Source organism: uncultured Paraglaciecola sp. (genome assembly GCF_937123705.1).
Lineage (GTDB): Bacteria > Pseudomonadota > Gammaproteobacteria > Enterobacterales > Alteromonadaceae > Paraglaciecola.
In genome coordinates, this window is the sequence record NZ_CAKZKO010000096.1 from 1 (window position 1) to 7,040 (window position 7,040).

9 protein-coding genes are annotated in these 7,040 nt (G+C 42.9%); all 9 read left to right on the forward strand.

Annotation, left to right across the window (positions count from 1 at the left end; all coding sequences use genetic code 11):
• Positions 1–1,276: portal protein (locus Q0688_RS12855; RefSeq protein ID WP_299077166.1), on the forward strand; the 1,276-nt coding region annotated here is incomplete at its 5' end.
• Between the two features lie 19 nt (positions 1,277–1,295).
• On the forward strand, positions 1,296–2,126 hold the full coding sequence (locus tag Q0688_RS12860) for a hypothetical protein (RefSeq protein WP_299077169.1): 831 nt from the start codon (positions 1,296–1,298) through the stop codon (positions 2,124–2,126).
• The gene (locus Q0688_RS12865; protein WP_299077173.1) at positions 2,126–3,313 is read left to right on the forward strand and encodes a P22 phage major capsid protein family protein; all 1,188 of its coding nucleotides are present in this window, start codon (positions 2,126–2,128) and stop codon (positions 3,311–3,313) included. Before Q0688_RS12860 ends, Q0688_RS12865 begins: the two co-directional genes overlap by 1 nt.
• A gap of 12 nt (positions 3,314–3,325) precedes the next feature.
• Entirely contained in the window at positions 3,326–3,805 is a 480-nt protein-coding gene (locus Q0688_RS12870) for a hypothetical protein (RefSeq protein ID WP_299077176.1), read from the forward strand.
• 45 nt (positions 3,806–3,850) lie between these two features.
• The gene (locus Q0688_RS12875) at positions 3,851–4,114 is read left to right on the forward strand and encodes a hypothetical protein (protein WP_299077179.1); all 264 of its coding nucleotides are present in this window, start codon (positions 3,851–3,853) and stop codon (positions 4,112–4,114) included.
• The gene (locus Q0688_RS12880; RefSeq protein WP_299077182.1) at positions 4,086–4,481 is read left to right on the forward strand and encodes a hypothetical protein; all 396 of its coding nucleotides are present in this window, start codon (positions 4,086–4,088) and stop codon (positions 4,479–4,481) included. Before Q0688_RS12875 ends, Q0688_RS12880 begins: the two co-directional genes overlap by 29 nt.
• Positions 4,478–5,878: a packaged DNA stabilization protein gene (locus Q0688_RS12885; RefSeq protein WP_299077185.1), complete on the forward strand. Its 1,401-nt coding sequence runs from the start codon at positions 4,478–4,480 to the stop codon at positions 5,876–5,878. The genes Q0688_RS12880 and Q0688_RS12885 overlap by 4 nt, the downstream gene beginning before the upstream one ends.
• Positions 5,871–6,152 carry a hypothetical protein gene (locus Q0688_RS12890; protein ID WP_299077188.1) on the forward strand — a complete coding sequence of 94 codons (282 nt, stop codon included), beginning with the start codon at positions 5,871–5,873 and terminating at the stop codon, positions 6,150–6,152. Before Q0688_RS12885 ends, Q0688_RS12890 begins: the two co-directional genes overlap by 8 nt.
• Positions 6,149–7,036: a hypothetical protein gene (locus tag Q0688_RS12895; RefSeq protein WP_299077191.1), complete on the forward strand. Its 888-nt coding sequence runs from the start codon at positions 6,149–6,151 to the stop codon at positions 7,034–7,036. Before Q0688_RS12890 ends, Q0688_RS12895 begins: the two co-directional genes overlap by 4 nt.
• Positions 7,037–7,040 lie beyond the last annotated feature (4 nt).

The window sequence follows — 7,040 nt, forward strand, 5'->3', positions numbered from 1 at the left end:
AAAGACAAGAGAAGTCGAAGTTGACGTCATAAAGTGGTATAAGATAAGCGCGTTTAAAGTTCTAGATAAAAAAGAATGGCGATCTCATTTATTCCCAATCGTACCTGTCTACGGGGAAGAAGAAAATATTGAAGGTGAGGTTGAATATCGCGGGATTGTGAGAGCCGCGAAAGACCCTCAAAGAATGTACAATTATTGGAATACCGCCGCCGCGGAGACAATTGGACTACAACCAAAAGCACCATGGCTAGTAACAAAAGACCAGATAAAAAACTACAAAGAGTTTTGGGAATCTGCGAACACTGAAAACTTACCATACCTGCCTTACGAGCCTGATCCACAAGCACCACCACCACAGAGGATGCAGCCGCCGACGATGCAAAGCGGTTTTTTACAACAAGGTCAAGTCATGGCTGGCGATATCATGCAGGCGACAGGGGTTTTTGAAGCAAGCACAGGTGATTTGCCTCAGCAGCGTTCAGGAAAAGCGGTGATTGCCCTGCAACAAGAGGCCGATCTAGGCACATCACTATTCATGGATAACCTAGCAAGCGCAATCCAGCACACTGGAAAAATAATAATAAGTTTAATCCCCGCTATTTACGACACAAACAGAATTGTCAGACTGAGAGGTGAAGATGATGCTGTAAAATTTGTAGAAATCAACAAGCCGATATTGACCCCTGATGGAAAGAAAATACAAAACGACTTAACTAGGGGGAAATATGACGTTAGAGTTGGAGTTGGCCCAAGCTTTAGAACGCGTAGAATAGAGGCAGCTAACTCAATGGTCGAGTTAGCAAGAGTATTCCCGCAGATACTTCAAGTATCAGGTGATTTAGTAGCTAAGAATCTTGATTGGCCGGGTGCAGATGAAATGGCAGAGCGATTGAAAAAACTACTTCCGCCGGGCATCGCAGATGAAGAGGATTTAAGCGAAGAGGAAATGCGAGCAAAACAGCAAGCCGATCAACAACAGCAAGCGATGCAGCAAACAAGTATAGAGTTGGAGTTTGCCGAGACACAAGCTACAATCGAGAACAAGATGGCAGATACAGCAGTTAAACAGTCTTCCGCCGTCAAGAACTTTAGCGAGATAGAGCAAAACGATGTAGAAAACGCGGTACAAACGGCTGAATTAGCCGCCGCCGCTGGAAATACAAGACTACTGCAAGCAGCTTTAGCAGATGTAGCAAGATTATTGAAGAACAACGGCCCACAGGCACCGCAAGCCCAACTACAACAAAACCCTACTGCTGGGGTTCAGCAGGTTTAATTCGTGAGGACGCACCTAGATGTCAGAAGATCTACAAGAGCAGATCCAAAATGCTCCAAGTAAAGATGAAAGAGCGGAATCATCCCCCGCACCGGAAGTCAACGCAACTAATGAAACAGAAGCGGAGGCAAGCGCAACCGAACAGACAGAAGTTAGCAAACCTAACAAAGTCCAAGAGCGCATTAACCAGTTAACACGCGAGAAATACGAAGCAAGGCAAGAAGCTGCGGCTTTAGAGAAAAGAATCTCAGAACTCGAATCTCGAAAGCCAGAAGAATCTAAGCCAGCTTCAAAGGCACCGATTGAAGATGATTTTGATAATTATAATGATTATCAGGTCGCACAGTCAGAATATGTTGCTGAAAAAGCAGCTGAACTGGCTTATAGTCGTGTAGCAGCAGAAAATAAGAGTAGAAATGATAACGCTCAACAGTCAGAAAAAACTAGAGAGTTAGAAGCTAAGAAAGCAAGCTTTGACAAGAAACTTGATCAAAAGCGCGGAAACTTTCAAGACTTCGAAGAGGTTGCCTACGGTCACAAATTCATGAATCAAGATATGGCAGAACGTATCATTGGCATGGATAAAGGCCCAGAGGTTGCTTATCATTTAGGTTCTCATTTAGACGTTGCAGAACGAATATTTTCAATGCCTTTGATAGATCAAGCGGTTGAGTTAGCTAAAATTGAAATGCAGGTTGAATCACTGAACCCAAAAAAGGTAAGTGACGCACCGGATCTCATTAAGCCAATAAGTGGCCACGAAAAAGTTCATGCAGACCCAGATAAGATGTCGGCTGATCAGTGGGCAGAATGGAGGAATCGAGATCTTGAATCAAAAGGTAGATTATAATGAGTAATACAGTACTTACACCAACTGCGGTGACTCGTGAAGCGCTCCGAATTCTTCACCAAAAACTAAACTTCATCGGAAACATTGACCGTCAGTATGACGATTCATTTGCTAATACTGGCGCGAAGATTGGCAGCCAACTAAAAGTTAGATTGCCAAACGAGTACACAGTAAGAACAGGCGCGCCGATTGCTGTTCAAGACTCTACAGAAACCTCAGAAACAATCACAATGGCTACTCAAAAAGGTGTTGATGTAGAGTTTTCTAGTGCTGATTTAACAACTGATTTAGACGATTTTGGTAGTCGAGTACTTAATCCAATGATGAGCGTACTGGCGGCAAACATCGAATCCGACGCACTCAGCATGTATAAAGACGTCTATAATCAAGTAAATAATGTTGGATCTGCTTCTACATTTGGGAAAATACTGGCAGGCCGTAAAATCTTAGTTGATAACTTGGCTGGTTCAACTGGCTTAAAAATCAATTTAGATACGCAAACCAATGTCGATATGGTTGATTCGTTAAAAGGTTTATATCAAGACTCTTCTAGTATCGCCAAGCAGTATCGAGAGGGCTTGCTAGGCCGCACTTCTGGCTTTGATTTCTTCGAAAATACTTTGATGCCACGTCACACGACCGGTTCAGATGATGGAACAGGTGATTATTTGTGTGATTCAGCTACAGCGCAAACCGGATCAACACTGACTATTGATACTGGGACGGGAACTTGGAAGAAGGGCGATGTTTTCACCATTGCTGGCGTTAATCGCGTAAAGCCAGAAACAAAAGAAGACACGGGCAATTTACAACAGTTTGTTGTAACTGCCGACGCGGCCGCTTCTGCGACTTCATTAAGCTTTAGCCCTGCAATTGTGGCAACTGGCGCCCGTCAAAACGTATCAAATGGCGCAGCGAACAATCAAGCATTAACTAAAGTAGGTGGAGCTTCAGCAGTTCATGACATTTCACTTGGTTATCGAAAAGATGCGTTTGCCTTTGTAAGTGCAGATTTGAGAATGCCGCGCGGGGTTGACTTTGCAGCACGTGAGGTTATGGACGGAATATCAATGCGGATTGTATCTGATTATGATATTAATAATGACCTTTTTCCAACTCGTATTGATGTCCTATATGGGTTTAAAACATTACGTGCATCGCAAGCAGTGCGATTCGCTAACAACTAGGAGTAAATTATTATGTCATTAAGACAAATTGCAAGTAATAGTCCAGAAGGATCAGTTGCACCCGGACTACATCAAGAGATAATCCAAGGTGTCGGAGCCACGTACACGTTGAAAGCTGAGGAGTCAGGATCAACATGTTTGTTTGATTCGGCATCAGGGGTTGTTTATACACTTCCCGCACCAGTTGTAGGGATGAAGTTTAAATTCCGAGTGACGGTCGCAGTTACATCGAACGCCCATAAAGTTATCACTAACGCAGGGACGGTTTTCTTGCTTGGTGGAGTTATCATGGGTGATGTAACGGTAGCTCAATCAGGTGATTACTTTGAGGCTAATGGAAGTACACACGTTGCTATTTCTGCTGGAGGTTCGACAACTGGTGGTCTACTAGGCGAAGCTTACGAAGTCGAGTGTATTTCAGCGACTCAGTGGGTTATAAACGGCGTATGTCATGGTGCAGGCACTTTAGCAACTCCATTTGCTACTAGCTAAACCAAAATACCCCTTTTCGGAGGGGTGTATATTTATAGGTGATTTATGATTTGTAAACAGTGCGGATGTGATAGTGAGTACAAGGTGCAAAGTCGAGATCCTTGGTGCATGTATAAAATTCGAGATGGAAGAGTTGTTAGCGAAACGTTCGACCCTTTATATGTCCCTAACGGGTGGCACGACTCGCCAAAAGCGGCTAAAGAAGCAGAGGCAAGAAAAGCTATTCCGCTAGAAATTAAAAGCAAAAACAGAAGCAAAAAACCTAAAAAGGTAAAAAACAATGTCAACGGCTCAGGATTTAATAAATAGCTCGGCAAAACAAGCAGGTATTTTAGCTGAGGGGCAATCTTTAGAGGGCGGGGTAAACTCTGACGCACTAAAAAGATTAAACCGAATGATAGCCAGATTTCAGAATGACGGCATAGACTTGGGATTATCAACGTTGGCGGCTTCTGATGAGATGTACATCGATGATGCAGACGAAGAAGCTTTAGAAATCCAATTAACGTTAAGGCTAATGGTAAGACATAGAAGGCCCTTAGAACCCGCATTGGTGGGCGCTGGTGATTCAGCATTAAAAGAGCTACAAGCAAAATATACAAAAATTAATACAATGACTCTTGATAGCGGCATAGTTGATAATCGCTCAAAAACTTTTGATGTTAACGCCGGATGAGCATTGTTAACATCCCTCTAATCGGCCCGACTTATACAAATAGGTCATTGCCCGTTAATGCCCAAGTAACAAGGGGGTTTTATGCAACCGTCAATCTAGATGTTGGTGGAGAGCGGCTCTCATTCCAGCCATTCCCCGGACTAAAGCCTTTTGCAACTGGCGTAGGCGCGTCGAGGGGGGCAGGAACTCTAAACGGCGTTCTCTATGAAGTAATGGGAGGATCACTATATAAAATATCGTCCAATGGCTCGGCTACGTCACTAGGATCAATTGAAGGCGTGGGACGATGCAAATTAGAAGAAGCCACCAACAATTTAGTAATAACAACGGGTGTTGGTCGCCCTTACTCATATGATGGGTCGACTCTTACACAAGGCACTGACATTGATTTGCCAAGCGCTAATACGGTGACATACATCAACAGACGAGTTGTTTATGATTCATCAAATGGCGATGTAGCATTTTCAGATTTAAGTAATCCTTTATCAGTTAATAGCGCTAATGTCATTATTGCGGAAGCAAAGCAAGATGACATGGTTGCGGTATATGCATACAAACAGCAGTTACTAGCGTTCGGGACAGAATCAATTCAACCAATGTATAACAGCGGAACTGGGAATCCACCTTATGCGTTTATTTTAAACGCCACTCAAGAGGTTGGATTAGCGGCGGCGCACTCTGTAAGTTCTAATAATAAATTCTTATACTTTCTCGGTAGTGATAACACGATTTATCAAATGGCAGGACTAAGCCTAAGAAGTATAGGGAACCCAGCAATAGGGCAAGCTATCGCAGGGTATAGCAGTGTCTCAGATGCGTTCGGGCTATGCTTTACGCTAGACAACACTAATTTTTATATGATCTCATTCACTAACGGGGATGAGACATGGCTATATAATGAAGATGCGGGAATATGGACAAACCTATCTTTCGGCACTGATGGCTCTCAGCATTTAATAGCGAGCTATAACCGAGTTTACGGAAAAGATTTAGTCACAGATAGAAGAAACGGGAATGTCTACGAATTGGATTTCGATACGCATACAGATAATGGCGACATAATCCAAAGAAGAAGAGACACCGCTTCTATTGACGGGGCGACTTTTGGCAAAGCTGGCGCCGATATATTCATGAATTCATTATTATTAGAAATAGAGCCGGGCACTAGCTTGGTAACCTCTGAATCTCAAATAATAATGCAATATTCAGACGACAATGGAAGGTCTTGGAGTGCTGAACGGTGGCGTCCCATCGGCGCTCAAGGTGAGTATCGACACGAAATAGAATGGTTTGGCTTGGGGACTTTTAAGCGTAGAATGTTCCGCTTTACTATGACAGACCCTATAAAATGGGTGTTAATTAAACTATCAGCGGATATAAATATAAGCTATGGCTAATCTAGACCCTTTTGTTATTCAATGGCCAGAGCGATGGGTTAGTGATCCAGAAATTGGCCCTGTTGTATACTATTTGAACAGATTTTTGCATGATATTTTTGTCGCGCTGGATGGGGGAACAGCGGTTGAAGATGCTGAAGTTATAAATTCATCGACTAAATCTAGGCTAGCATCACTAATGCAATCTATAGATGATATTAGTATGCAAAATTCAAACAGATCCGAGATAGCAATATTATCAGAAAGAATCAGCGATTTAGAGAAGCAGCAATGATATCTAAGGCTGAATATGCTAACATCATAAAAAGAATTGACGAGCTAGAAGGCGATCATAGGCACATGGCTCACATTGGCGCTTTAAGAAAGGAGATGAATGATTTGAATAAAGATTTTTTTCTTGAAGTTGCTAAAGGCAATATAGCTGGGCATCGTCTAGTTAATAAATTCGGCAACGCGCCATCAGGTGTTCAAACAACAACAACTGATTTATGGGCTAGAGCCGATTCCACGACCACACAGCAAATATGGCTTGCCCCAACAGCCGCGAGAATTCATACAATATCAAGTGATAGCGCCTCCGACACTACAGGCTCTACTGGAGCTAATTCTGTAACTATTTGGTATCTTCCTGATTGGGATACTGCTGAAGCTCAAGAGACAGTGACAGGAAATTTAAATTCAGGCGTGGCCATGTCAAACGCGGCTGTTATTATCAATAGAATGGCCGTAAACCCTCAATCAACTAGCACCACCTCGAACGCTGGAACAATTATAGCTACAGCGGCAACAGATAGCACGATAACAGCCGCTATTTTGCCGGGCAAGGGTAAAACCCAACACGCAATTTACGGCATCCCGTCAACTGAAACCGCATATATGATAAATTGGAGCGGTAGTATTGATAAATCTCAAGGCACCTCATCTAGTTGTGATTTAAGTGTTTCATTCAATCCTAACCCAGACGTTCAGACAACAGTTTTTTTGAGGGAGCAGGATGTATCAGTACAGAGTGACGGGACAAGCCTATTTAATAGAAGAATGGCAAACATGCCTATATTTGCCGGGCCGGGGATCATAAAAATTCAAGCGATTGGATCTGCAAATGATCTGGATGTACAAATTGATTTCGATTTAATTTTAATAGAAAACGGGGTGTAAATGT